At 58.1% G+C, this 25,111-nt stretch carries 23 protein-coding genes, 1 other RNA gene and 1 pseudogene; 22 read left to right on the top strand and 3 right to left on the bottom strand.

What is annotated here, in order from left to right; translation table 11 throughout:
• From rnpB to gap, 16 genes are all read left to right on the top strand, one after another.
• Positions 1–142: RNase P RNA component class A (gene rnpB, locus QVF59_RS15670), an RNA gene on the top strand; the annotation flags it as partial.
• 144 nt (positions 143–286) lie between these two features.
• Positions 287–1,309, top strand: coding sequence for a tRNA dihydrouridine synthase DusB (gene dusB / locus QVF59_RS15675; protein ID WP_159874603.1), 1,023 nt, complete (start codon positions 287–289; stop codon positions 1,307–1,309).
• Positions 1,310–1,395: 86 nt separating this feature from the next.
• Positions 1,396–1,632 carry a helix-turn-helix domain-containing protein gene (locus tag QVF59_RS15680; RefSeq protein ID WP_045845804.1) on the top strand — a complete coding sequence of 79 codons (237 nt, stop codon included), beginning with the start codon at positions 1,396–1,398 and terminating at the stop codon, positions 1,630–1,632.
• 144 nt (positions 1,633–1,776) lie between these two features.
• The gene (gene purH, locus QVF59_RS15685) at positions 1,777–3,354 is read left to right on the top strand and encodes a bifunctional phosphoribosylaminoimidazolecarboxamide formyltransferase/IMP cyclohydrolase (RefSeq protein WP_159874604.1); all 1,578 of its coding nucleotides are present in this window, start codon (positions 1,777–1,779) and stop codon (positions 3,352–3,354) included.
• A 75-nt stretch (positions 3,355–3,429) separates the two neighbouring features.
• Positions 3,430–4,275, top strand: a complete 846-nt coding sequence (locus QVF59_RS15690; RefSeq protein WP_287881177.1) for a hypothetical protein — start codon at positions 3,430–3,432, stop codon at positions 4,273–4,275.
• A gap of 73 nt (positions 4,276–4,348) precedes the next feature.
• Entirely contained in the window at positions 4,349–5,626 is a 1,278-nt protein-coding gene (purD, locus tag QVF59_RS15695) for a phosphoribosylamine--glycine ligase (RefSeq protein ID WP_287881178.1), read from the top strand.
• Between the two features lie 196 nt (positions 5,627–5,822).
• Positions 5,823–6,425, top strand: coding sequence for a hypothetical protein (locus tag QVF59_RS15700; RefSeq protein ID WP_287881180.1), 603 nt, complete (start codon positions 5,823–5,825; stop codon positions 6,423–6,425).
• A 129-nt stretch (positions 6,426–6,554) separates the two neighbouring features.
• On the top strand, positions 6,555–7,283 hold the full coding sequence (locus tag QVF59_RS15705) for a substrate-binding periplasmic protein (RefSeq protein WP_287881181.1): 729 nt from the start codon (positions 6,555–6,557) through the stop codon (positions 7,281–7,283).
• An 81-nt stretch (positions 7,284–7,364) separates the two neighbouring features.
• Positions 7,365–7,952 carry an L-threonylcarbamoyladenylate synthase type 1 TsaC gene (gene tsaC, locus QVF59_RS15710; protein ID WP_287881182.1) on the top strand — a complete coding sequence of 196 codons (588 nt, stop codon included), beginning with the start codon at positions 7,365–7,367 and terminating at the stop codon, positions 7,950–7,952.
• Positions 7,953–7,979: 27 nt separating this feature from the next.
• Positions 7,980–8,648: a protein TolQ gene (gene tolQ / locus QVF59_RS15715; RefSeq protein ID WP_159874608.1), complete on the top strand. Its 669-nt coding sequence runs from the start codon at positions 7,980–7,982 to the stop codon at positions 8,646–8,648.
• 115 nt (positions 8,649–8,763) lie between these two features.
• On the top strand, positions 8,764–9,636 hold the full coding sequence (gene yedA / locus QVF59_RS15720) for a drug/metabolite exporter YedA (RefSeq protein ID WP_287881184.1): 873 nt from the start codon (positions 8,764–8,766) through the stop codon (positions 9,634–9,636).
• 468 nt (positions 9,637–10,104) lie between these two features.
• Positions 10,105–10,839 (top strand): GntR family transcriptional regulator, encoded by a 735-nt coding sequence (locus QVF59_RS15725; protein WP_159874610.1) that lies wholly within the window; start codon positions 10,105–10,107, stop codon positions 10,837–10,839.
• Positions 10,836–11,957, top strand: a complete 1,122-nt coding sequence (gene nagA, locus QVF59_RS15730) for an N-acetylglucosamine-6-phosphate deacetylase (protein ID WP_287881186.1) — start codon at positions 10,836–10,838, stop codon at positions 11,955–11,957. The genes QVF59_RS15725 and nagA overlap by 4 nt, the downstream gene beginning before the upstream one ends.
• A complete protein-coding gene (locus tag QVF59_RS15735; RefSeq protein ID WP_240902562.1) occupies positions 11,938–12,960 on the top strand; it encodes an SIS domain-containing protein in 1,023 nt (340 codons plus the stop codon). Before nagA ends, QVF59_RS15735 begins: the two co-directional genes overlap by 20 nt.
• A 420-nt stretch (positions 12,961–13,380) precedes the next feature.
• Complete coding sequence (gene nagE / locus QVF59_RS15740; RefSeq protein ID WP_287881188.1) at positions 13,381–15,135, top strand: N-acetylglucosamine-specific PTS transporter subunit IIBC; 1,755 nt, start codon at positions 13,381–13,383, stop codon at positions 15,133–15,135.
• Between the two features lie 174 nt (positions 15,136–15,309).
• Entirely contained in the window at positions 15,310–16,320 is a 1,011-nt protein-coding gene (gene gap, locus QVF59_RS15745; protein ID WP_159874613.1) for a type I glyceraldehyde-3-phosphate dehydrogenase, read from the top strand.
• A gap of 271 nt (positions 16,321–16,591) precedes the next feature.
• Here gap and QVF59_RS15750 read toward each other — a convergent pair whose 3' ends face one another.
• A complete protein-coding gene (locus QVF59_RS15750) occupies positions 16,592–17,035 on the bottom strand; it encodes an Lrp/AsnC family transcriptional regulator (RefSeq protein ID WP_159874614.1) in 444 nt (147 codons plus the stop codon).
• Positions 17,036–17,488: 453 nt separating this feature from the next.
• Here QVF59_RS15750 and phoB point away from each other — a divergent pair, with 453 nt between their 5' ends.
• From phoB to tal, 4 genes are all read left to right on the top strand, one after another.
• On the top strand, positions 17,489–18,178 hold the full coding sequence (gene phoB / locus QVF59_RS15755; protein ID WP_159874615.1) for a phosphate regulon transcriptional regulator PhoB: 690 nt from the start codon (positions 17,489–17,491) through the stop codon (positions 18,176–18,178).
• Between the two features lie 7 nt (positions 18,179–18,185).
• A complete protein-coding gene (gene phoR, locus QVF59_RS15760) occupies positions 18,186–19,508 on the top strand; it encodes a phosphate regulon sensor histidine kinase PhoR (RefSeq protein ID WP_159874616.1) in 1,323 nt (440 codons plus the stop codon).
• An 85-nt stretch (positions 19,509–19,593) separates the two neighbouring features.
• A complete protein-coding gene (locus QVF59_RS15765) occupies positions 19,594–19,893 on the top strand; it encodes a Dabb family protein (protein WP_159874617.1) in 300 nt (99 codons plus the stop codon).
• Positions 19,894–19,985: 92 nt separating this feature from the next.
• Entirely contained in the window at positions 19,986–21,047 is a 1,062-nt protein-coding gene (gene tal, locus QVF59_RS15770) for a transaldolase (protein WP_159874618.1), read from the top strand.
• 67 nt (positions 21,048–21,114) lie between these two features.
• Here the strand turns inward: tal and QVF59_RS15775 are convergent, their stop codons facing one another.
• On the bottom strand, positions 21,115–21,645 hold the full coding sequence (locus QVF59_RS15775) for a hemerythrin domain-containing protein (protein ID WP_159874619.1): 531 nt from the start codon (positions 21,643–21,645) through the stop codon (positions 21,115–21,117).
• A 349-nt stretch (positions 21,646–21,994) separates the two neighbouring features.
• Between QVF59_RS15775 and QVF59_RS15780 the strand changes: the two are divergent.
• A pseudogene (locus QVF59_RS15780) lies at positions 21,995–22,240 on the top strand (GNAT family N-acetyltransferase); the annotation flags it as partial.
• A gap of 66 nt (positions 22,241–22,306) precedes the next feature.
• Positions 22,307–22,861 (top strand): 1,6-anhydro-N-acetylmuramyl-L-alanine amidase AmpD, encoded by a 555-nt coding sequence (gene ampD / locus QVF59_RS15785; protein WP_502866813.1) that lies wholly within the window; start codon positions 22,307–22,309, stop codon positions 22,859–22,861.
• A gap of 246 nt (positions 22,862–23,107) precedes the next feature.
• On the opposite strand, the gene kup is transcribed toward ampD, so the two are convergent.
• Positions 23,108–24,973, bottom strand: a complete 1,866-nt coding sequence (gene kup / locus QVF59_RS15790; RefSeq protein ID WP_159874621.1) for a low affinity potassium transporter Kup — start codon at positions 24,971–24,973, stop codon at positions 23,108–23,110.
• Positions 24,974–25,111 lie beyond the last annotated feature (138 nt).

Below are 25,111 nucleotides of genomic sequence, written 5' to 3' on the forward strand. Positions count from 1 at the left end.
CCCATCAGGAGCAAGACCAAATAGGGGGGCGTTAACGTGGCTCGCGTTGTCCCCGGGTAGGTTGCTTGAGACTGTCGGTAACGGCAGTACTAGAGGAATGACTGTCCAACGACAGAACCCGGCTTATCGGCTGACTTCCAACCCCCACCCCTTCTCGCAGTACCCGTCAGTACCATTTCTTCTGGCTATCGATCTTGCTCAAAAAATAAGCAAAAAGATTTTTACTGCTCAAAAAAAAAGCATTACAATGGCCGCCCTTTTGCTTGTTTGACCGCAGAAAACTCCGATGCGCATAGGCCCTTACACCCTGAAAAACCGGCTGATCGTCGCCCCCATGGCCGGCGTGACGGACAGGCCGTTTCGCATGCTGTGCAAGAAAATGGGCGCGGCCATGGCCGTATCGGAAATGATTACCTCCAACAAGTCGCTGTGGGCCACGGCCAAGACCTTGCGTCGGGCCGATCATGCCGGCGAAGTGGAGCCGATTTCGGTGCAGATTGCCGGTTCGGACCCGCAGCAGATGGCGGAGGCCGCACGCATCAATGTGGAGCAGGGTGCGCAGATCATCGACATCAACATGGGATGTCCGGCCAAGAAGGTATGTAATGTGGCGGCCGGTTCCGCCTTGCTGCGCGATGAAGCACTGGTGGGGCGCATTCTGGACGCGGTGGTCAAGGCGGTGGATGTGCCGGTGACGCTGAAAACCCGCACCGGCTGGAGTCCCGAGCATCGCAATGCCTTGCGCATCGCCCGGCTGGCCGAAGACTGCGGCATCGCGGCGCTGGCGCTGCATGGCCGCACCCGGGAAGACATGTATCGCGGTGATGCCGAATACGACACCATCCGTGCGGTCAAGGCCAGCATCGGCATTCCGCTGATTGCCAACGGTGACATCGACACCCCGCAAAAGGCGCAGCAGGTGTTGCAGTACACCGGTGCCGATGCGGTGATGATAGGCCGGGCGGCGCAGGGGCGGCCGTGGATTTTCCGCGAAATGCAGCATTACCTGGAGACGGGTGAATGCTTGCCGCCACCCACGGTGACGGAAATCCGCCAGCTGTTGCTGGAGCATCTGGATGATTTGTACGGGTTTTACGGCGAGTATTCCGGCTGCCGCATCGCCCGCAAACACATTGCCTGGTACACCAGGGGGCTGAGGGGCTCCAATGAATTCCGCCAGACCATGTACCAGCTGGAAGAAACCGGCAGCCAGCGCCTGGCGGTGGCAGGCTATTTCGATCAGTTGGCTGGGCAGTCGGAACACCTGGAATACCTGGACGAGCTGGCAGAAGAGACGGTGTCGGCTTGACCGGCAGGCAGCAGCAGGACACCCGGGAGCGGGCTACAGTGCAGTACGCAGCGTTCACACCATATGTTGAAGACAGAACAATAAACATGCAAAACAACGAACATATTTCCCAGTCGGTGCGGCTGGCGATGGAACAATACTTCCGTGATCTGGACGGCGAAATACCTGCCTCCATCTACGATATGGTGCTGGCCTGTGTGGAAAAACCCCTGATCGAGGTGGTGCTCACCCACACGCAGGGTAACCAGACCCGGGCGGCAGAGCTGCTCGGGCTCAATCGCAACACCCTGCGTAAAAAAATGAAGTCGTATGATTTGATATGAAGATAAACCGGCCATACCCCACACAGGATGGCCGGTTTTTTTGTGCCTGCCCGCAAGGCAGGGCAAACCGGATACGGCCTGATGCGGGCATCAGGCCACAGTAAAAACAGCTTTTTCATTCATTAGCCAAGGTGGTAGAGAAACATGACCAAAATCGAACGCGCGCTGATCAGCGTATCCGACAAGACCGGTGTTCTGGAATTTGCACAGGAACTGGCCGCACTGGGCGTGCATATCCTGTCGACCGGCGGTACCGCCAAATTGCTGGCTGACAATGGTGTGCCGGTGACCGAAGTGTCCGACTACACCGGTTTCCCGGAAATGCTGGATGGCCGTGTGAAAACCCTGCATCCCAAGGTGCACGGTGGCATTCTGGGCCGTCGCGACCTGCCGGAGCACGTGGCCAAGATGGCCGAATACGATATCGGCAACATCGACCTGGTATGCGTGAACCTCTACCCGTTTGAAGCCACCATCGCCAATCCGGACTGTGTGCTGGAAGACGCCATCGAAAACATCGACATCGGCGGCCCCACCATGGTGCGCTCCGCAGCCAAGAACTGGGCCCACGTTGCCATCGTCACCGACGCTGCCGACTACGCTGCGCTGACTGCCGAACTGAAGGCCAATGACGGCAAGCTGGCCAAGACCACCCGCTTCGAACTGGCCAAGAAGGCCTTCACCCACACCGCCGCTTACGACGGTGCCATCTCCAACTACCTGACCAGCCTGGCCGATGGCGTGGTGAGCGGCAAGCCGGAACGCGTGGCTTTCCCGAACCGCCTGAACGCCCAGTTCGTCAAGGTGCAGGACATGCGCTACGGCGAAAACCCGCATCAGTCCGCCGCCTTCTACCGCGACCTGGACCCGGCAGCCGGCACCATCTCCGCTTACCGCCAGCTGCAGGGCAAGGAACTGTCCTACAACAACATCGCTGACGCTGACGCAGCCTGGGAAGCGGTCAAGACTTTCGATGCGACCGCCTGCGTCATCGTCAAGCATGCCAACCCCTGCGGCGTGGCCGTGGCCGGTGACACCCTGAGCGCCTACAAGCTGGCCTTTGCCACCGACACCACCAGCGCCTTTGGCGGCATCATCGCCTTCAACCGCCCGGTGGATGCCGAAACCGTGGAAGCCGTGACCGGCCAGTTCCTGGAAGTGCTGATTGCCCCGTCCTTCACCGAAGAAGCCAAGGCCATCATTGCCGCCAAGAAAAACGTGCGCGTACTGGAAATTCCGCTGGAAACCGGTGCCAACCGCTTCGAATTGAAGCGCGTGGGCGGCGGCGTGCTGGTACAGACTCCGGACATCCGCAATGTGGCACTGGACGAACTGCGTGTGGTGACCAAGCGTCAACCCACCCCGCAGGAAATGTCCGATCTGCTGTTCGCCTGGCGCGTGGCCAAGTTCGTCAAGTCCAATGCCATCGTGTTCTGCAACAACGGCCAGACCGCCGGTATCGGTGCCGGCCAGATGAGCCGTGTGGACTCTACCCGCATCGCCGCCCGCAAGGCACAGGATGCTGGTCTGAGCCTGCAAGGTGCAGTGGCTTCCAGTGATGCCTTCTTCCCCTTCCGCGACGGTATCGACGTGATTGCCGAGCAGGGCATCAAGGCCATCATCCAGCCGGGTGGCTCCATGCGTGACGAAGAAGTATTCGCCGCTGCCGACGAGCACGGCATTGCCATGGTACTGACCGGCGTTCGTCATTTCCGCCACTAAGCGCATACCGCCTCCCCGCGCAAGTTGCGCCGGGGAGGCCGCACCCCTGTTGCTTTGCCGCCCGCCGGAGAAGCCGTGAACAAGACCACCAGAATCATGCTGCTGATTGTGCTGATATTCGGCGTGGCTGCTACGGTGTACTGGCTGGAACAGCCGGCCCCGACGCCGGCTCCGGCCCCGCTTGCCCAGACGCCCGACCTTAACCGGCTGGCCGAGCAGGCGCTGGCGGTGTACCGCAGCACGCAGAACATGCAGACCGGCTCCAAACCGGACCAGTGGAAGCTGGACGCCAAGGCCAGCAATAGTGCTGGCCCGTTTGTCGGTGCATTCGGGCCCTTGCAACTGGCCCGGGACGGCCAGGGCCGTCAGCTGTTGCTGACCAGCTTTGTGGCGGACACGGCAGATTCGGCCGGCGAGGGCATGGACAGCTTTGCCGCCTCCGGCATCAGCCGCCTGCTGCTGTTTGTGTTGCAGAACGGCCAGTATGTGCTGCAAACGGAAAAGCAGCTGGAAATGGGCACCAACGGCATGGCGGCCAGCGCGCGCGTGGTACAGCTGGGCCCGCATGAATGGGGCTGGACCTTGCACAGCAGCTATCTGCAGCAAGGCTATACCGCCAGCACGGTGGAGTTTTTCCACGCCACCGCCACGGATATCCGCAGCATGGGGCATCTGACCGAACAGGCCGACAACAAGGGCGTGTGTGGTGATGCCGGCGGCGATGGCTGCCCGGCGGTGACCGACGTGCAAGCGCGCTGGCAGTGGCGGCCCGTGGCAAGCCCTGACGCGCGTTTTTATCCGCTGGATGTGCAATGGCAGGGGTTGATCGACGGCAGGAAAATCAGCCAGCACGCGCAGTTGCTTCCCGATGCAGGCAGCGGGATTTATCCGTTTCCTGCCAATCTGAATGTACAATTCTGAGCGCAGACCGACAGGGCCTGCTGCTCCATGCCGGCAGCCATCTGCTGCCGCTAACGATGAAGGATCTCGCAAGATGAAAGTGTTGGTAATCGGTTCCGGTGGCCGCGAACACGCGCTGGCGTGGCGTATTGCCAAGTCCAATCGCGTCTCCAAGGTATATGTGGCACCGGGCAATGCCGGCACCGCGCTGGACCCCAATCTCACCAATGTCGAGCTGAGCGGCAACGAGGCGCTGGTTGAATTTGCCCGTCGTGAAGACATCCAGCTGACCGTGGTCGGCCCGGAAGCCCCGCTGGCTGCCGGTGTGGTGGATGCCTTTCGTGCTGCCGGGCTGAAGATCTTCGGCCCCACCCAGTTCTGTGCTCAGCTGGAAAGCTCCAAGGACTTTGCCAAGGCCTTCATGCAGCGCCATGGCATTCCGACAGCCGGCTACCAGACCTTTACCGATGCGGCTGAGGCCCATGCCTATGTGGCTGGCAAGGGCGCGCCCATCGTGATCAAGGCCGATGGCCTGGCCGCGGGCAAGGGCGTGGTGGTGGCACTGACGCTGGACGAAGCCCATGCCGCCATCGACGATATGCTGGTGGGCAACAAGATGGGCAGTGCCGGTGCGCGCGTGGTGATCGAAGACTTCCTGCAGGGTGAGGAAGCCAGCTTCATCGTGATGGTGGATGGCGATCATGTGCTGCCGATGGCCACCAGCCAGGACCACAAACGCCTGCTGGACAACGACCTGGGCCCCAATACCGGCGGCATGGGCGCGTACAGCCCGGCTCCGGTGGTTACTCCGCAGGTGCATAACCGCGTGATGCGCGAAATCATCCTGCCCACCGTGCAGGGCATGAAGAAGGATGGCCACAGCTATACCGGCTTCCTGTATGCCGGCCTGATGATCGACCACGACGGCAACCCGTTCACCATCGAATTCAACTGCCGCTTTGGCGACCCGGAAACCCAGCCCATCATGGCGCGTCTGAAGTCCGATTTCACCGTATTGCTGGAAGCCGGTGTCAACGGCAAGCTGGATCAGGTAGAAGCCGAATGGGACCGCCGCGTGGCGCTGGGCGTGGTGCTGGCTGCCGCCGGCTATCCGGATGCCCCGCGCAAGGGCGACGTCATCACCGGCCTGCCGGCGGAAACCGAAGACAGCATGGTGTTCCATGCCGGTACGGCGTTCAACGACAGCAAGCAGGTAGTCAGCAATGGCGGCCGCGTGCTGTGCGCGGTAGGCTTGGGCGACAGCGTGAAGATGGCGCAGCAAAAAGCCTATGCGGTAGCGGATGCCATCCATTTTGATGGCAGCCAGCTGCGCCGCGATATCGGCAGCAAGGCGATCAACCGGCCGAAATGATCGTCGCTACCGAATGGTCAACAGAACAGCACCCTGGTGGTGCTGTTTTTTTATAAGAATTTTCATCTTGCTATGTTTTCCGAAAATTCTTCTTCTATATGAAGATGACAAATTGCGATATGTCATATAAAAGTATTATTCGGAGTAAATTTTTGGAATTTTTACCGCTATTGCTAATGTTAACTTGAGGTAGTGTATGCAGCGGATATTACAAATATTGATTATTATTATTATTTTGATTGTCGTTATTTTGATGTGTTCAGTATTGTACGGATTTTATCATAAAAAAACAGATTTTTCTGATGTTGAGAAGAAAGTTTCTTCATCTTCTGTGCAGCGTGGCGCTGCCCAGGTTGACAACTCTATTCAGTTGAAAATTAAAAAAAATAAAGAAAATAATTCAACCGATGAGATGGTAAATCTCACTGCAGAGCAGGCAATTAAAGAATGTATTATTTCTGCAGAAATGAGGTTGGCAGCCGTTAGGTATAGAATTTCTAAGAATGGGCAGATCACAATGCAAGAAGTTGCTACTGCGGCAGAAGAAAGAGCTCATGAATTAATAGGAAGGCCTGATTTTTATATTGAAAAGAATGTTGAATTCTACGCAAGAAACTATGCATCATTGTTTGCGAGTGATGTTCCTGTTGATGGACTTCCTGTTGTAGAGAATTCTACAAGAAAAGATGTGCAGAATTGTGAATTTCAAGCGAGGCCAGGTTTTACAATGACTCCAATTTATAATTGGGCTGTATTAGGGCAGCAAAAAAATCTTATCAATATTGTGAAGATACAATAGAATTTATAAATTTTATGTGTTTGTGTTTTCAATTTGTGGTAAGTAAATAACAGCGCGAAAACGACATATGGCAGAATATTTGAGCCATGACTAAACTTGGATCGTGAGCTGCTGAGGGGAGCACCTGCCATGACCTGCCGTTTCCGCCTGGCCAGCTTGCTGCTGGCCTCCAGTTTTGCCGTCCATGCTGCCCCGCCGCTGCGGATGCTGACCGAAGACTATCCGCCGTTCAATATGACCGGGCCGGGCGGTCACATCAGTGGTTTGTCCACCGAAATTGTGCAGGAGCTGCTCAAACGTGCGGGCAGCAGCTATGCCATCGAGCTGTTGCCGTGGATTCGTGCCTTCAACCTTACCGTGCTGGAGGCCAATACCTGTCTGTATTCCACTACCCGTACCGATGCCCGCGAGCACCAGTTCAAGTGGATAGGCCCGCTGGTGGAGAACCCTTGGGTGCTGTATGCGCGGGCGGACAACCGGCATGCGGTGCTGTCGCTGGAGGAAACCAGGCCGTTCAAGATAGGGGGCTACAGTGGCGATGCGGTATCGCAGTATCTGATCGACCGTGGTTTTGATGTCGATCTGGCCAATACCGATCAGCTTAATGTGAAAAAACTGCTGGCAGGGCGTATCGATTTCTGGGCCACCGGCAAGTATCTGGGAGCCTCGCTGCTGGCGCGGGAGAAAGTCAGCCAGCTCAAGCCGGTGCTTACCTTCAATACCACCTTGCTGTACCTGGCTTGCAATCCGGCCATGCCTGATGCCCAGGTGCAGCAGCTGAACGAATTGCTGCGCAGCATGCAGCGCGATGGCACGCTGGCGCGCATCAACGCCAAATATCTTAACCAGAAAGAGTGAAACCAGCGCAGATCACGGTTTCATCATGGTGGACGCTGCCGCTACAATGGCAGCTTCCGTTTTTTATGCCTGCCCATCTGCATGTCGTCTTCCTCTTTGCTCCACTTTCCTGGCCGCCTGCCCAAGGCCGGTTTGCTGATGCAGGCACGTGCCCACCTGCGCCGAGGGGGTGTGATCGCTTATTCTACTGAGTCCTGTTTCGGCCTGGGCTGTCTGCCAACGGATGTGCGGGCCATTCGCCGGGTGCTGGCGGTCAAGGCAAGGCCAAATCACAAGGGCTTGATCGTGATTGCGGCCAATATTGCGCAGATCCGCCATCTGGTAAGGCCGCTGACTGCGGCACAGTGGGCGGAACTTGCCAGTTACTGGCCCGGTCCCTATACCTTTTTGCTGCCCGCTTCGCACAAGGTGCCACCGGCCCTGCGTGGCCGGCACGACAAAATTGCGGTGCGTATCACCGCCCACGGCGAAGCCGCTGCGCTGTGCCGCGCGCTGGGCAGTGCGCTGGTGTCCACTTCTGCCAACCGGGCGGGCCAGCGTGCGTTAAAGACGGCAGCCGCCTGTCGCAAGGCCTTTGGCCAGACCGTACTGACGCTGCCCGGCTGCATTGGCAAGCGCAGGAAGCCTTCCACCATCATTGATTTCACAACTGGCCGCGTATTGCGTTAGGCCGTATTAAGCAGACAAGGAAACATCGTGCAGCAGATTTCCATTTTCAGCCTGGTGATGAATGCCAGCCTGGTGGTGCAGCTGGTCATGGCAGGCCTGGCCTTGGTGTCGGTGCTGTCGTGGGCGCTGATTTTCAACAAGATTGCGGTATTGCGTGCCGCGCGTCGCCACAGCGACGAGTTCGAACGCAATTTCTGGAGCGGGGCCGACCTGAACCGCCTGTATGAAGACGCCAACCGTCGTAATGACAGCGTGGGTATGGAGCGCATCTTCCAGTCCGGTTTTGCCGAATTTCTCAAGCTGCGTGGCCGTACCGGAGCTGAGTTGTCGGACATCATGGACGGTTCGCGCCGCGCCATGCGCGCTGCCGCCCAGCGCGAGCTGGATACGCTGGATAGCCATACTTCCTTCCTGGCAACCGTTGGCTCGGTCAGTCCCTACATTGGCTTGTTTGGCACGGTATGGGGCATCATGCATGCCTTCATCGGGCTGGGTAATGTGGGGCAGGCTACTTTGTCCACCGTTGCTCCGGGTATTGCCGAAGCACTGGTGGCAACGGCAATAGGTTTGTTTGCCGCCATCCCCGCCGTGGTGGCGTATAACCGCTTTGCTACCGATGTGGACCGGCTGGCCACGCGTTTCGATACCTATATGGAAGAGTTCTCCAACATTCTGCAGCGGCTGGCTACCCGCTAGCGCTGGTCTGACCGTGTCGGGATTGTTCTGGTGATAGAACAGAGCTTTCCCTGCACGTGCTTGAGTTTTTTATTGGCCGAAGGCAAGGTATGCGGCCAGTATCCCCGAGTCCGCCATGTCTGCCCGCCCCGCTTCGCTATCCTTGCTGACCCTGTCAGCCTTTTTTGCCCTGTATGTAATCTGGGGTTCCACCTATTTCTTTATCCGTATCGGCATCGAATCCTGGCCACCGTTCATGATGGCCGGCCTGCGCTTTCTGTTTGCCGGCAGTGTAATGCTGGCTTTCCTGCTGCTACGTGGCCATCGCCTGCCCAGTCGGCAGGAATTGTGCGGTGCCGCCATTTTGGGTGTGCTGATGCCGGCCATCGGCAATGGTTTTGTCACTCTGGCCGAAAAACAGGTGTCTTCCGGAGTGGCTGCGCTGGTGGTGGCCACGGTGCCCTTGTTCACCGTGCTGTTTGGCCGCTTCTGTTTTGGTCTGCGCGCGCGTGGCCGCGAATGGGCGGGTATTGCGCTGGGTATGCTGGGCATTGTGGTGCTGAACCTGGGTTCCAATCTGCGTACCAGCCCCATGGGCGCATTCTGGCTGCTGTTTGCCTCGGCTGGCTGGGCGCTGGGGTCGGCCTGGAGCCGGGTGATCGTTCAACCCAAGGGCCCGATGGGTAGTGCCTGGATGATGATTTTTGGCGGCCTGGCCTTGCTGCTGGGCAGTGTCGTAACCGGCGAGCATCTGGCAGCCATGCCGGCCTGGCAGGGTTGGGCGGCAATCGCCTATCTGTCGGTTTTTGGCTCCATGGTGGCCTACAGTGCCTATCTGCATCTGCTGAAAACGGTATCGCCAGCCGCGGCTACCAGCTATGCCTACGTTAATCCCATCATCGCAGTATTGCTGGGTGTTCTGTTGCTGGGCGAGCATGTCGGGCAGCAGGAAATCCTGGCCATGGTCATCATTCTCTCTGGTGTTGTGCTGATCAGCTGGCGCAGGTAAACCACCTTCGCTGCAGGTGTAATGCTGTTTCTCAGGGGCCGCTAATGGCCCCTGTTGCATTGTGGTACGAGCTGCTGTGGTTTTCTGGCCACGCTGCCCGGTCTGGCCTGGAACAGACTGGCGGCAGGGTGGCAGCTTTCCTCCGGGAGTCATGCACTGCCTGAGTGTGATGACCTTTTTTCTAGGCTGTTCACGTTTTAGTCATGCAATATGACCACTTAAATACCAGTTTGTCAGGTATTTCCACTACAAATCCCATCCCGTCTGTCTTGAACCGCCCGCAAATCATGCTGCTACAGCATGAGCAAGCTCAGCGTGCGTGCTGTCACTTCTGCTTGATTTTCAATAATTGGTATTGACGTGGTATTTGAGTGGTATTAACTTTTCGCAGCATGACAGATGCTGGTCTTGCCGGGCCAGGAATGCGATATTCGGCCTGTTATCAATCAGACCAGTTGCAGACCGCTTATGGAAAACCGTTGGAGCGCACTCAAGCCGGAAGGGGAGTCCACCACACCGCTGTATTTGCAGCTTGCCCGCAAACTGGCGGAGGCCATCAATGCCGGCTGGTGGCAGGCTGATGAAGCCCTGCCGTCCGAGCGCACTTTTTCCGAAGAACTGGGCATTTCGCGGGTGACAGCGCGCAAGGCGATGGATGTATTGCTGGAGCAGGGGCTGATTCGCCGCCGCCATGGTTCCGGCACCTTCATCACACCGCGGCTGGAACAGCCCTTGTCCCGGCTGGTGGGATTTACCGAACAATTACGCCAGCGCGGCTTTGAGCCGTCGTCGGTATGGCTGGAGCGGGGTATTCATCCGCCCAGCAATGATGAGGTGATCAAGCTGGGGCTGTCGCCCACCTCTCAGGTGGCACGGCTGAAGCGGCAACGGCTGGCCGATGGCGTAGTGATGGCGATCGAGATGACCACTTTGCCAGTGGCCGTTTTGCCTGAGCCGCATAAAGTGGGTAACTCGCTGTACGCCTATCTGGATAGTGCCGGGCAGTCGGTGGTACGAGCGCTGCAGCATATCCGTGCCGTGAATGCTTCGGCGGAGATCGCAGCACTGGCCGGCATCCGTCAGGGCGAGGCCATGTTGCTGATCACCCGCATTGGCTTCAATGCCGACAATCAGGCAATAGAGCTGACCGACACTTATTGCCGTAACGATTATTACGATTTTGTAGCCGAACTGAGACGATGACGACACGACATGTACTGCAGGGCCGCATCCTGACTGCCGATGGCTGGCGGGACGGCATGCTGGAACTGGGCAAGGATGGCCGCATTGCTGCCATCAAGGACTGCTTGCCAACAGGCCGCGCGGCAGCGCGCTATATCCTGCCTGGCTTCATCGACCTGCATGTACATGGCGGTGGCGGGGTGGACATCATGCAAGGCGGCCTGGCTGCCGAAGCCGTGGCACAGTTGCATGCTCGCCACGGCACTACCTCCATGCTGGCCACTACCATGACCGCACCGATGGAGGAAATTGAAAGCGTGCTGGCTGCGCTGGGGCCGTCATGCCGCCAGCGTGCTCGTGGCAGTGCCCGTTTGCTGGGCGTGCATCTGGAAGGCCCGTATATCAACCCCGGCAAGCTGGGTGCACAACCGGACGATGCCTGTCAGGCCGTGCTGTCGCAAATTGAAAAACTGGCTCAACTGGCTCCGATTGCCCTGCTGACACTGGCACCGGAAATTCCCGGCCACATGGACATCATCCGCGCCTTGAGCGATGCCGGCATTCGGGTGCAGATCGGCCATACCCTGGGCAGTTACGAAGACGGTGTGCAGGCGCTGCAACAGGGCGCGGCAGGTTTTACCCATCTGTTCAATGCCATGACCGGCCTGCATCACCGCGAGCCGGGCATGGTGGGCGCGGCGCTGGCCCATGCCGAATACGCCGAGCTGATTCCCGATCTGCTGCATGTGCATCCCGGTGCCATTCGCACCGCGCTGCGTGCCATCCCCAGGCTGTATTGCGTTACCGACTCCACCGCAGCAGCCGGCATGCCGGATGGTGAGTACAAGCTGGGCTCGCACACCGTACACAAATGCCTGGGTGGGGTGCGTCTGGCTGACGGCACGCTGGCAGGCAGCACGCTGACCATGGATCAGGCATTGCGCAATCTGGTGTCCATCGGCTTGTCGCTGGCCGAGGCTTCGCACCGGCTGTCCTTGTATCCGGCCGATTATCTGGGCCATGCCGACCGTGGCCGGCTGCAGCCGGGAGCCTGGGCGGATGTGCTGGTGCTGGATGAGGCGCTGAATTTGCTGGATGTCTATCTGGAGGGAGAACACCTTGTCGTCTCTGATGTATGAAGAAGCCCTGTCCGCGGCCGATGCCGTGGCTGCCCAACACATGTATGCCGATGAGGGCCTGGCCGTACTGGGCCGCGAGCTGGCCACTGCGCCGCCTACGCTGGCACTGACCGTGGCGCGTGGCAGCTCGGACCATGCGGCCAATTACTTTGCTTACCTCGCCATGCAGCGGCTGGGCGTGCCGGTGGTGTCACTGCCGATGTCGCTGGTGACCCTGCATCACGCGCCGCTGGCGGTAAAGGGCCAGTTGGCGGTGGCCCTGTCCCAGTCCGGGCAGAGTCCGGACCTGATCGACACCATGAGCCGTCTGGCCGAGGCCGGGGCACGCACCGTGGCCCTGGTCAACAAGCACGAATCTCCGCTGGCGGCAGCGTGCGAGTGGTCGCTGCCGCTGTGTGCCGGTGAGGAAAAGAGCGTAGCCGCCACCAAGAGCTATATCGCCTCGCTGTCTGCTGTGGCGCGGTTGGTGGCGCACTGGCAGGGCGATGCATCCTTGTTGCAGGCACTGGATCAACTGCCAGGCCAGTTGCAGTTGGCTTGCCGACAGGACTGGTCGGCTGCCATCCCGGTTCTTGCTGCCGCAGAACGCATCATGGTAGTGGGGCGTGGTCTCGGTTTTGCCGTGGCGTTGGAAGCCGCACTCAAGTTCAAGGAAACTTGCGCCATCCAGGCCGAGGCGTTCTCAGGCGCTGAAATCAAACATGGCCCGATGGCTCTGATCGATGAAGGCTACCCGCTGCTGGTATTTGCGCCGCGTGGACCGGAGCAACAGGGCCTGATTGCCCTGGCCGAGGAAATGCGTGGCCGTGGTGCCCGGGTGTTGCTGGCGGCACCGGATGACGTTGCCAGCCGCGACCTGACGTTGAGCGTGGCTGCTGACGAAGCACTGGACCCGCTGCTGGCCATCCAGAGCTTTTATCTGATGGCAGCGCAGCTGTCGGAAGCACGTGGCCTCAACCCGGATACCCCGCGCCATCTGTCCAAGGTCACCCGTACGCATTGAAATCTGAACTGCCCATGGCCACTGTCTGGCGGCCATCAGTCAACCCCATACGGCCTGCTGCCGTGCATGATGCTGCCTGTGCCACATCCTGGCACGGTGCATCCGGCATGGCCTGAGTCCCGGGAGCCTGGCCATCACATTGGCCACTCCTGGCCCGAACAGGAGAAGCCCGGATGTCTCACATCCATCAATACCTGTCTGTGTCTGCTGACATGTTCTTGGCGGCACATGCTGCCTTCCCTGCCATTGCTAGCGGCATGGTTCATCCTGCCGTGACCGTGGTGCCGCCCTGACCGGTCCGACCGGCCCACACTATCTGGCTGATTGATTGCGATATATCCCGTTTGTTGGCCGGAAAGGTCGACAGGTGGGCAAAAAGGGATGGCCGCTGGCTATCCGATAACCACAGGAGGCGTTGAGGTGAGTACACAGAACAATTTTGCCGGTATCCAGCAACTGGGCCGGGCATTGATGCTGCCGATCGCGGTATTGCCGGTTGCCGGCCTGCTATTGCGCTTGGGGCAGCCGGATCTGTTGAACATCAAGGTGATGGCGCAGGCCGGGGATGCCATCTTCGGCAATCTGGCACTGATTTTCGCCATTGGCGTGGCGGTGGGCTTTGCCCGCGACAACAACGGCGCTGCGGGCCTGGCGGGTGCCATCGGCTACATGGTGCTGACGGCCGTACTGAAGGTGATGCCGGATACCCTGCTGGCCTATGCGGTGTTCAAGCCTCTGGTGCATCTGGACGCAGAGGGCAAACCGTTTGCCATCAATATGGGGGTACTGGCGGGGATTTTGTCCGGCCTCATCGCCGGTGTGCTGTACAACCGCTACAAAGACATCAAGCTCCCTACCTATCTGGCGTTTTTTGGCGGGCGACGCTTTGTGCCGATTGCCACTGGTTTTGCCATGTTGCTGCTGGGCGTGCTGCTGGGCCTGGCTTGGCCCCCAGTACAAAACGGCATCGATGCGGTGGGCAAGTGGCTGATCGGCGTTGGCGAAATTGGCCTGTTCATTTACGGCGTGCTCAATCGCCTGCTGATCGTGACGGGCTTGCACCACATTCTCAATACCATGGTGTGGTTCCAGGTGGGTGATTACACTGACGCGGCAGGCAAGCTAGTGCATGGCGACCTCACCCGCTTCTTTGCCGGGGATAGAAGTGCCGGCATGTTCATGAGCGGCTTTTTCCCGGTAATGATGTTTGGCCTGCCTGCCGCCTGCCTGGCGATGTATCGGGCAGCCAAGCCGGAAAACAAGGCGGCAGTCGGCGGGGTGCTGTTTTCCATGGCGCTGACCGCCTTCCTGACCGGGGTGACCGAGCCGGTCGAGTTTGCCTTCATGTTTCTTGCCCCCGTGCTGTATGCCATCCATGCCGTGCTGACCGGTATTGCCATGGCCTTGATGTACGCACTGGGTGTGCATCTGGGCTTTGGCTTTTCTGCGGGTCTGTTCGATTATCTGCTCAATTTCGGCATTGCCCAGAAGCCGTTGCTGTTGCTGCCGGTGGGGCTGCTGTACTTCGTGGTGTATTACAGCCTGTTCAGCTTCTTCATCCGTAAATTCGATTTGCAGACCATGGGTCGTGAAGCGGTGCAACAGGTAGTCGTGGTGGCTGTGGAAGGTTCGGCCCGTGCCCGCGGTTTCATTCTGGCGCTGGGCGGGGTGGCCAATCTCAAGTCGGTGGATGCCTGCACCACCCGTCTGCGTCTGCAGGTGGCGGACAATGACAAGGTGGATGAAGCAGCGCTCAAGGCGCTGGGGTCGCGCGGGCTGATCAAGCCGGCTGCTGGCAGCGTGCAGGTTGTGTTGGGACCGGAAGCAGACCTGATCTCCGATGAAATCCGCACTGCCTTGCTGCAAGGCGAAGGGGCGACTGACAGCACACCGGCAGCAGCCGTCCCGCAGCCTGTCGTGCGTGCGCAGCGCCCGGTTGCCTCGGATGGGCAGCGTGCTGCCTGGCAGCAGGCTCTGGGTGGACAGGCTAATGTAAAACGAGTGGATGTGGTGGCCGGCAGCCGTCTGCGGGTGGAGGTGGCCGATGCCAGCCTGGTGGATGCCACCGCCTTGCAGGCACTGGGTGCACGCGGGGTGACAACCTTCTCGGCCACACTGCTGCATGTGATGCTGACAGAAGACCCTGCTCCTTTTGCCAGTTTGTTGCAGGTGTAAAACCCGAATGGCACTACACGGCGGCGAGCCTTTGCTGGTAAGGATTTCGCCGCATTGTTGGTAACCCGCACACTACTTTTGTAGTCGCTTGCTTACAGCGCAAAAGGAGCAGAAATTGAAAGGCGCAGGGCACCAGATGACCCTGCACCAATTATCAAATTAGGAGGATGCATCATGACGTTGAAAGTTGCCATTAATGGTTACGGCCGCATTGGCCGCATGGTGGTCCGCGCCTGGCAGGAGCGTTTTGCTGACCGCGACATCGAAATCGTGGCCATCAATGACCTGGGCAAGCCGGAACTGCACGAACACCTCACCCGCTTTGACAGCGTGCACGGCCCGTTTGGCGGCACCATTGCGCTGGAAGGCGATGCCCTGGTGGTGAACGGCAAGCCGATCAAACTGCTGTCCATCCGTAACCCGGCCGAATTGCCGTGGAAAGAACTGGGCGTTGATGTGGTACTGGAATGTACCGGCATCTTTACCAAGCGCGACAAGGCCGCGCTGCACCTGGAAGCCGGCGCCAAACGCGTGCTGATTTCCGCCCCGGCCAACGATGCCGATGCCACCGTGGTATTCGGCGTGAACGACGACGTGCTGACCAGCGCCATGACCGTGGTATCCAATGCCTCCTGCACCACCAACTGCCTGGCCCCGCTGGTAGAGCCGCTGATCGACACCGTCGGTATCGAACGTGGCCTGATGACCACCATCCATGCCTACACCAACGATCAGGTGCTGCTGGATACCGACCACTCCGACCTGCGTCGCGCCCGCTCCGCAGCTGTCTCCATGATTCCCACCAAGACCGGTGCTGCCGCTGCCGTGGGCCTGGTTCTGCCCAAGCTGCAAGGCAAGCTGGATGGCTTTGCCGTCCGCGTGCCGGTAAGCAATGTTTCGCTGGTGGACCTCACCTTTACTGCCAGCCGTGACACCACCGTGGCCGAAGTGAACGAACTCATCACTACCGCCGCCAAGGGCAAGCTGGCCGGCGTGCTGGCCGTTAACACCCTGCCGCTGGTATCGCGTGATTTCCTGCACCACCCGGCTTCAAGCATATTTGATTCCACGCTGACCCGCGTTATTGCCGGGCGTGAAGTCAAGGTGCTGTCCTGGTACGACAACGAATGGGGCTTTGCCAACCGTATGCTGGATACCTCGCTGGCCTGGGCGGCCGCCAAGTAACTTTAGTAATGCCTTCTTCCTGGCAGTGTCAGATCTGTTGGGGAGAAGGCAGTGCAGTAAACCCGGTTGTGATTGGTCAGAAGATGACAGCCTGGGTGCTTCGTTCGTAGATGTGCTTCTATATGGTCTCTCCCAAGAGCTTGGCCGAAGAATCGATGATTCTTCGGCCATTTTTTTGCCCTGGAAAATTGGCCCACATCCCATCTTCCCGGCAGCATGGATTAGCAGTCGGCATGTAGCTGTCAGGTGGCAGGCAGGTTCCCGCAGGTGTTCAGTCATCCTGCAGCAATTGCGGCATGCGCGGTGCTACCGGCATGTCGATGATGATGGACGTTTTGGTATCGCCAAACTGCATCAACTGGGCAATCAGGGTCTGCAGGCTGGGCATGGTGTCCACCGCTACTTTCATCATCAGACCGCTGGTTCCTGTAATGGACGCGCACTCCAGCACCTGCGGCATGTTGCGGATGCGGTCCAGAACCACGTAGTAATCCAGATGTTTGACGGTCAGTTCTATCATGCACAGGATGGGTAGCCCGGCTTTGGCTGGGTCGATCTGCGCATGGTAGCCGGTAATCACCCCTGTTCTTTCCAGCTTCTCGACACGATCAGCAATGGCTGGGGCCGACAGGTTTACCCGGCGAGCCAGCTCGGCATAGCTGATACGGGCATTTTCATGCAGGCTGGTGAGGATTTTTTTGTCGAATTTATCCATGTTTCGAATCAAAGGTTTTATGGCATTAAAAAGCCATTTTACAAGGCATTAATGCGAAAAATCCCATATTTTTACATTAAATTATTACCGCTTGCTCCGTACAATGCCTGCCTTATCGGAGCTGTTGCGGCACTGTCCCGCCGTAATGGTTCCAGTCTGGATTCGTTGCTGATGGGCGCATGTCCCTGTGCCTGTTTGAAACTGTCCTGGTGATCTCTTTGTCCCTGGTCTCAAGTCAGACAAACAAATTTTTTGACGAAGGCCATTCCGGGTCTGCCATGCGGCAGGCCCGTTTTTTTTGTCAGTATCTTGGTCATGACGTGGCAAGATGGTGGCCTTGCCGCCCTGGATGACAAGCATTACAGAAGTTTTGCCAACTATTTAAGAAATGTCATATTTCTGTAATCGCTGCTTTTTATCCTTGCCATCATCAAACCGGGACTGGACCGATACATGGCTGCCAATATTTTGCTTGTCGAAGACGAACCTGCAATTCAGGAACTGATCGCCTTTAACCTTACCCAGGCAGGGCACCACGTGTTGCGTGCCAGCACGGCGGAGGCTGCACTCACTCTGGTGCGCAATGCCCTGCCGGACCTGGTGCTGCTGGACTGGATGTTGCCGGGTGCTTCCGGTGTGGATATTGCCAAGCGCCTGCGTTCGGATGAGCGCACCAAGCATATTCCCATCATCATGTTGACTGCGCGCTCAGATGAGCAGGACAAGATTACCGGGCTGGAATCCGGCGCGGACGATTACATCACCAAACCGTTTTCCCCGCGTGAACTGCTGGCCCGCATCAAGGCGGTGCTGCGCCGCCGTGCACCGCAAATGACCGACGATGCTGTTGAAGTGCAGGGACTGCGACTGGATCCTATCACTCACCGCGTTAGCGGCAATGGCGATACTATCGACCTGGGCCCTACCGAATTCCGCCTGCTGCATTTCTTCATGACCCATCCGGAACGGGTGCATTCACGCTCGCAACTGCTCGATCAGGTGTGGGGTGACCATGTCTTTGTGGAGGAACGCACGGTTGATGTACATATCCGCCGCCTGCGCAGTTCGCTCGAGATCACGGGTCACGACGCGCTGATTCAGACCGTACGTGGTACCGGCTATCGTTTTTCCACTCAGCAGTGAGGTTGTCTTGCGAGAATTCCTGCAGCGTACTCTGGCATGGCTGATTGTCATCCTCTTCATTGGTCTTGCCTTCTGGGCATTTTCCGGACCGATTGAAGGCCTGATTGCTGCCTGCGTCGCCCTGCTGGCCTGGCTGGGTTTTCATCTGTATCACATCGCCCTGCTGCTGCGCTGGCTGGATCACCCGACGGCCGAGCGGGTGCCGGATGGCTTCGGTGCCTGGCATACCGTGTTCATGACGCTGTACCGCACCATGCGCACCCAGATGCAAAGTAAGCGCAAGCTGACCAATGTACTGGAGCGCTTCATCAATGCCGGTGAAGCCATGCCTGACGGGGTGGTGGTGCTGGATGAGCATGACCGTATCGAGTGGATCAACCCGATGGCGATGGAGCATCTGAACCTGGACCGCAAGCAGGATGTGGGCAACCAGATCCTCAACCTCATCCGTCAGCCCAGTTTTCATAGCTATATGAAAAGTGCCAGCTTCAGCCAGCCGCTGGTGCTGCAGTTTACTCAGCCACGTGAACTGGTGATTTCGGTACAGCTGGTTCCGTTTGATTCAACGCGCAAGCTGCTGCTCAGCCGGGATATTACCTCGCTGGAACGGGTGCAGACGGTGCACCGGGATTTTGTTGCCAATGTTTCGCATGAACTGCGTACTCCTTTGACCGTGGTAGGCGGGTTTCTGGAAACCCTGTCCGACATGGAAGAAGTCGATCAGGCCACGCTCAGCCATTTCCTGCCCATGATGATGGAGCAATCACGCCGTATGCAGAGCCTGGTGGAAGACCTGCTTACTCTGTCCCGGCTGGAAAACAGCCCCAAGGCCGTTGCTGCCGAGAAGGTGAATATGCAGGAAATGCTGGATACCCTGATGGTAGAAGCTGAAGGCCTGTCGCAAGGCCGGCATCATGTCCGGCTGGAAAAGGGCTGCAGCCAGTGGCTGTGGGGCAGTGCACAGGAGCTGCATTCGGCATTTGGCAATCTGGTATCCAATGCTGTGCGCTACACCCCGGAAGGAGGCGACATCGTCCTGACGTGGAAGGCCGATGGTGAAAGGCTGTGTTTTTCTGTCAAGGACAGTGGCATTGGCATTCCGCGCGAGCATATTCCGCGACTGACCGAACGTTTCTATCGGGTTGACCGTGGGCGTTCGCGAGGCAATGGTGGTACCGGGCTGGGCTTGGCCATCGTCAAGCATGTGATTGCCCGCCATAATGCCAAGCTGGAAATCCGCAGCGAGCCGGACAAGGGCAGTACTTTCAGCGTGATTTTCCAGCGCGAGCGTTCGGCAGAGCCGGAAATGCAGTCCGGAGGCCATGCTTGAGCATGCTTGACTGCGTACTTGCACGCATGGGCAGCTGGCAAGACAGGCAGCATAATCGGGGACTTGTTGCCTAATTGGAGTGTCCATGTTGCAGCACATTGTGCTCTTCCGTTTTGTACCGTCCTGTAAGGTGGCTGATCTGTGCTGCATCAGCCAACGCTTTTCCCGCCTGGCGCAGCTTGTGCCAGACATTTTGTCGCTGAGCGGTGGTGCGGATTGCAGTCCGGAAGGCTTGCAGCATGGATTTACCCATGGTTGGCTGCTGCAGTTTGCCGACACGGCAGCCCGTGATGCCTACCTGACCCACCCTGCCCATCTGGAATTCATTAATTTCATTCAGCCGTTTGTTGATGACGTTTTAGTTAGTGATTTCCCTGCACGTTAACGGCCATTCGCTGCATTATGGACTTGGCCTTCTAACGTAGTCGCGCTAGGATGTTCTTCTTCTGTGCAAACTTCCCGACTCCGGACCACACCATGAACCGTCTGCAATCCATTCGTCCGTTCGGCCAGCGTATCTGGCTGGATAACCTGTCCCGTGAACTGCTGGCTTCGGGTGAACTGGCCCGCCTGCTGCAGGAAGACGGTATCGCCGGTGTTACTTCCAATCCGGCCATCTTCTACAAGGCCATCAGCACTGATGCCAGCTACCAGGCCGACTTGGCACGCTTGCAGGCGGATGCCAGCCTGAACGCCGAGCAGCGTTACGAAGCACTGGTGGTGCCGGACATCCAGGCCGCCTGTGATCTGCTACAGGATCAATACCGCAGCAGCGCCGGTAATGACGGCTATGTCAGTCTGGAAGTCTCCCCGGCCTTGTCGCATGACGAAGCCGGTACCCTGGCTGCGGCACGTCGTTTGTGGGCCGAGATCAACCGTCCGAATGCGATGATCAAGATCCCGGCTACGGCAGAGGGCATCCGCGCTTTCCAGACGTTGACCGCCGAGGGCATCAACGTCAACATCACCTTGCTGTTCAGCCTGCCGCAGGTGGAAGCAGTGTGGGATGCCTATATCGATGGCCTGAGCGCACGCCTGGCGGCCGGAAAGCCGGTAGCCGGCATCAAGGCCGTGGCCAGCTTCTTCCTGTCACGGGTGGATAGCCTGCTGGACCCGCAATTGCCGGCCAGCCTGCAAGGCAAGGCTGCCATTGCGCTGTCCAAAGTGGCTTATGCACGCTACCAGCAGCGCTTTCATGGCAGCGAGTTTGCTGCGCTCAAGGTGGCAGGTGCCTGGCCGCAATTCCTGCTGTGGGCTTCTACTGGTACCAAGAATGCGGCTTACTCAGACGTTCTTTACGTGGCAAGCCTGATTGGTGATGAGACGGTCAATACCGTCCCGGATGCCACGCTGGCAGCCTTCCGTGATCATGGTGTAGCCGCGCTGACCCTGCCACAGGACGCACAGCAGGCGCAGATCACCCTGCTGGAGGTGGCCGAGGCTGATATCGACCTGGTGGCGGTGGGTGACAAGCTGCAGCAGGATGGCCTCAAGCTGTTCGAAGATGCCTTTGCTGCCTTGCTGAAACTGACTGCCTGATCAGGGGCGTTGGGACGAAGTAAAAAGGATGCCGTTGGCATCCTTTTTACATGGTGGCCTGACCGTGTCAGCAGGCCTGCTGGCGACGCTGGGCCATACGCAGGCCTGCACTGCGCAATTCATCCGTGTTCAGGGTGGCCGCTGCGGTGGGAATCAGCCAGGCTTCTTCCGATGCGGCATGTTCGCGGTACTGACGCACAAATTCGGCCACTGCATTTTCGCTGATATTGTCGATTTCACCATTGCGCAGGGCACGCAGATCGTCGCGAATGGCATTCCAGCACGAGTGCAGATAGCCATGCTCGGCTTCCAGTTGTTCGATGCGCGGGGCCGCGGTTGGCACGCGCTCCAGCAAAATGGGAAACAGCTCTTCTTCCTCATCAATATGGTGGGCTGGGCCGGCTACGTCGAAATAGCGGATGACACCGTCGATGGTGTTCTTCACCGCATCATTGACGCCATGCTCGGCAATATAGCCGGGCAGTTTATCCAGCTGGTCACAGAAGCGGCGTATCTTGTCGTGACAGGCCAGCAGCATGTCCAGTGGTTGTTCGAAACTGGCGCTGCCTGTGTTGCCGATATCATTCAGGGTAAGCATGGTGGGTGGCCTCAAACTGGGTGAATGTGTCGAGTGTGCCGTGCTGCATTGCAAAAAACCATGATTCTGCTCAAATGCACCGCATTGAATGGGCTGCTGGCGGCGAGGCTGGCACAATAGCCTATTGTGCGCTTTGCCACTGTATGCCGGGAAGTAGAATGACGGAGTGTGGCAATCCGTAACCCGAAAGGTGGAAATGGATATTCCCTTTGTCGTCAAGGATGTAGTACTAAGCGATCCTGCATTGGCTGAGGCCGTGCTACGTATTCAGCTGCTGGCACATCAGGTGGAAGTGAAATGGCTGAATTATCCGGCACTGCCGGTGATGTGGCATGAGGTAAGCCAGGTAATGGCTTGCCGTGATCGCGTGATCGGCGCATTCGAGGGAGAGGCCTTGCGTGGGGTGCTGGTGGCAAGCAAACGCCAGCAGGGTGGTTGGCATATCGAGCGTACGGTGGTGGATCCGGCGCATTTTGCTGCCGGCTGGGGGTATCGCCTGCTGAATCACCTGCTGGCCGATGCTGATGAAGTCAGCGTGGATACCGCCGAGGTCAACGCGGCGGCGATTGCGCTCTATCACAAGGCTGGCTTTGTACTTGAACAGCGCTGGAGCGTACCGGATGGCCTGGTACTGTGGCGCCTGCTATACCAGGCTGGCCGCTTGCGACCGGTGGTGCATCTCGAACCCAGTGGCTGGGTAAGGGAGGCCAGGCAAGTGCCATCACCCAATTGCGATGCGCGGGAACATGGTCGCCCCGAGTTGCTGGTCATCCACAATATCAGCCTGCCACCATATCGTTATGGCAGCCAGGCAGTGGAGCAGCTGTTTACCAATAGCCTGAATCCAGATGAAGACCCATTCTTTGCCACCATCAGGCAGCTGCGGGTTTCGTCACATTTTTTTATTCGGCGCAGCGGCCAGTTGGTGCAGTTTGTCCCGGTGCAGGCCCGGGCTTGGCACGCCGGGGTTTCCAGCTGGCAGGGCAGGGAGCGCTGTAATGATTTTTCCATTGGTGTCGAGATGGAAGGCTGTGACTTCGAGCCCTTTGCCGATGCCCAGTACCAGATGCTGCTGGCGCTGGTGCAGGAACTACGCCAGCACCTGCCATTGCAAGCCATGACGGGACATGAAGATATTGCCCCAGGACGCAAGACGGATCCGGGGCCTTACTTTGACTGGGCGCGGGTGAGGCGGGAAATTGACCTGCCGATGTAGTTGTCGCACTACATAGTAAAATTTCATCCATTTTGCATCGACTGGCCGGCTTGTTTGAGTCGGCTTTTTTTATCGCAGAAAAGATTCACGACACCGAATATGGAATGAATATTTTGTGTAAACAACTGAAAATGAATGGAAATATTGCTTTGTGTTGGTGGTTTGTAATCGATTACATTTGCTGATTTGTCGCAGGGAAATAAAAAAGGCAGGCAAAAATGCCTGCCTTTTGATGTAGTTGCTTGACTACAGCTCTACTTGTGCGCCCAGTTCGACCACGCGGTTGGTGGGAATCTGGAAGAAGTCGGTCGCGCGCAACGCGTTCTTGCTCATCCACACGAACAGGCGTTCGCGCCAGCGTGCCATGCCGGGACGCTCGGTGGAGATGATGGTCTCGCGCGACAGGAAGAAGGAGGTGTCCATCAGTTCGAAAGCCAGGCCATCGGCTTCGCACAAGGTCAGCACATTCAGCACGCTGGGGTCTTCCTTGAAGCCGTAGCGGGCCACCACGCGCCAGAACGATGGCGATAGCTGCACCACTTCCAGTCTGGAGTCATCATCGATGTAGGGAACATCTTCGGTGCGGATGGTCATCAGTACGATGCGATCGTGCAGAACCTTGTTGTGCTTCAGGTTATGCAGCAGCGCATGCGGCACGCCATGTAGGGTGCTGGTAAGAAATACCGCAGTGCCCTGTACCCGTGTCGGCGGGTAGGACTCCAGATTTTCAATGAAACCGTCCAGCGGCAGGGCTTGTTCACGCAGGCGGTCAAACAGCAGCTTGCGACCCTGTTTCCAGGTAGTCATCAACATGAAGATGAGCATGCCCAGTACCAGCGGTAGCCAGCCGCCAGAGAACAGTTTGAGCAGGTTGGCGCTGAAGAAGGCGGTATCGATGATACCGAAGAAAATGGTGATGCCCAGCGCCAGGGGCAGCGGCCAGCGCCAGTTGACCCGCGCCACCACGAAGAACAGCAGCGTGGTGATTAGCATGGTGCCGGTAACGGCAATACCATAGGCCGAGGCCAGGTTATCCGAGCTCTGGAAGATCAGCACGACCACCAGCACCGCCACCAGCAGCGCCCAGTTGACGAAGGGCAGGTAGATCTGGCCGATTTCGTTTTCCGAAGTATGGGAAATTTCCATGCGTGGGCTATAGCCCAGCTGGATGGCCTGGCGGGTCAGCGAGTAAGCACCGGAAATTACCGCTTGCGATGCAATCACCGTGGCCAGCGTGGCCAGGACGATTAGCGGCAGCAGCGCCCATTGTGGAGCCAGCAGGAAAAAGGGGTTTTTGATGGTTTCCGGCTTGAGCATCAAAAGCGCGCCCTGGCCAAAGTAGTTCAGCACTAGTGCTGGCAATACCAGGCCGTACCAGGCACGGCGAATCGGTGCCTTGCCGAAGTGGCCCATATCCGCATACAAGGCTTCTGCCCCCGTCAGCGCCAGCACCACCGAGCCCAGCGTCAGATAGGCAGCAATGCCATGGTGGGCGACAAAGTTATAGGCATACCAGGGGTTGATGGCTGCGAGGATGCCAGGGGCCTGGATGATCTGCAGCACGCCAAGCAGGCCCAGAATGGAGAACCAGGCCAGCATCACCGGGCCAAACAGCATGCCCACGCTGGCAGTGCCGAAGCGCTGCAGTGCAAACAGCCCTACCAGTACGGTAATGGAAATCGGCAGTACATAGGGCTGCATGTTCGGATTGAGTACTTCCAGGCCCTCGGCAGCAGAGAGTACCGACATGGCCGGCGTGATGATGGCATCGCCGTAGAACAGCGAAGCACCGAACAGGCCCAGTAATACTACCTTCCAGCGCGCAGCATGGGTGACGTAGTGACGCGCCAGCGCCATCAGCGCCATGATGCCGCCTTCGCCGTGGTTGTCCGCTCGAAGTACGAAAACCACGTACTTGATGGATACCACGAAGATCAGCGACCAGAAGATCAGCGACAGAATCCCGAAGATATTGTCAGGCGTGGTGGCCATGCCGTGTCCGGTAAAGCATTCGCGCAAGGTGTACAGCGGGCTGGTGCCGATATCCCCATACACCACGCCCAGCGCAGCCAGCGTCAGACCGGTCATGGCTTGTTTATTGTGAGCCTGCATGATTTGTGTGTGCATTCTTTATGTAGTTAAGCATGCATGCCATTCGTCTTCCGTGATTGTTGCGGCGCAAGAAAACGGAATGGCCTGTGAGCGCGAAGGTTACTACTGTGTCAGTACAGCGCCAAGCTAATGCTGTAG

This window comes from Aquitalea sp., from assembly GCF_030150775.1.
Classification (GTDB): domain Bacteria; phylum Pseudomonadota; class Gammaproteobacteria; order Burkholderiales; family Chromobacteriaceae; genus Aquitalea; species Aquitalea denitrificans.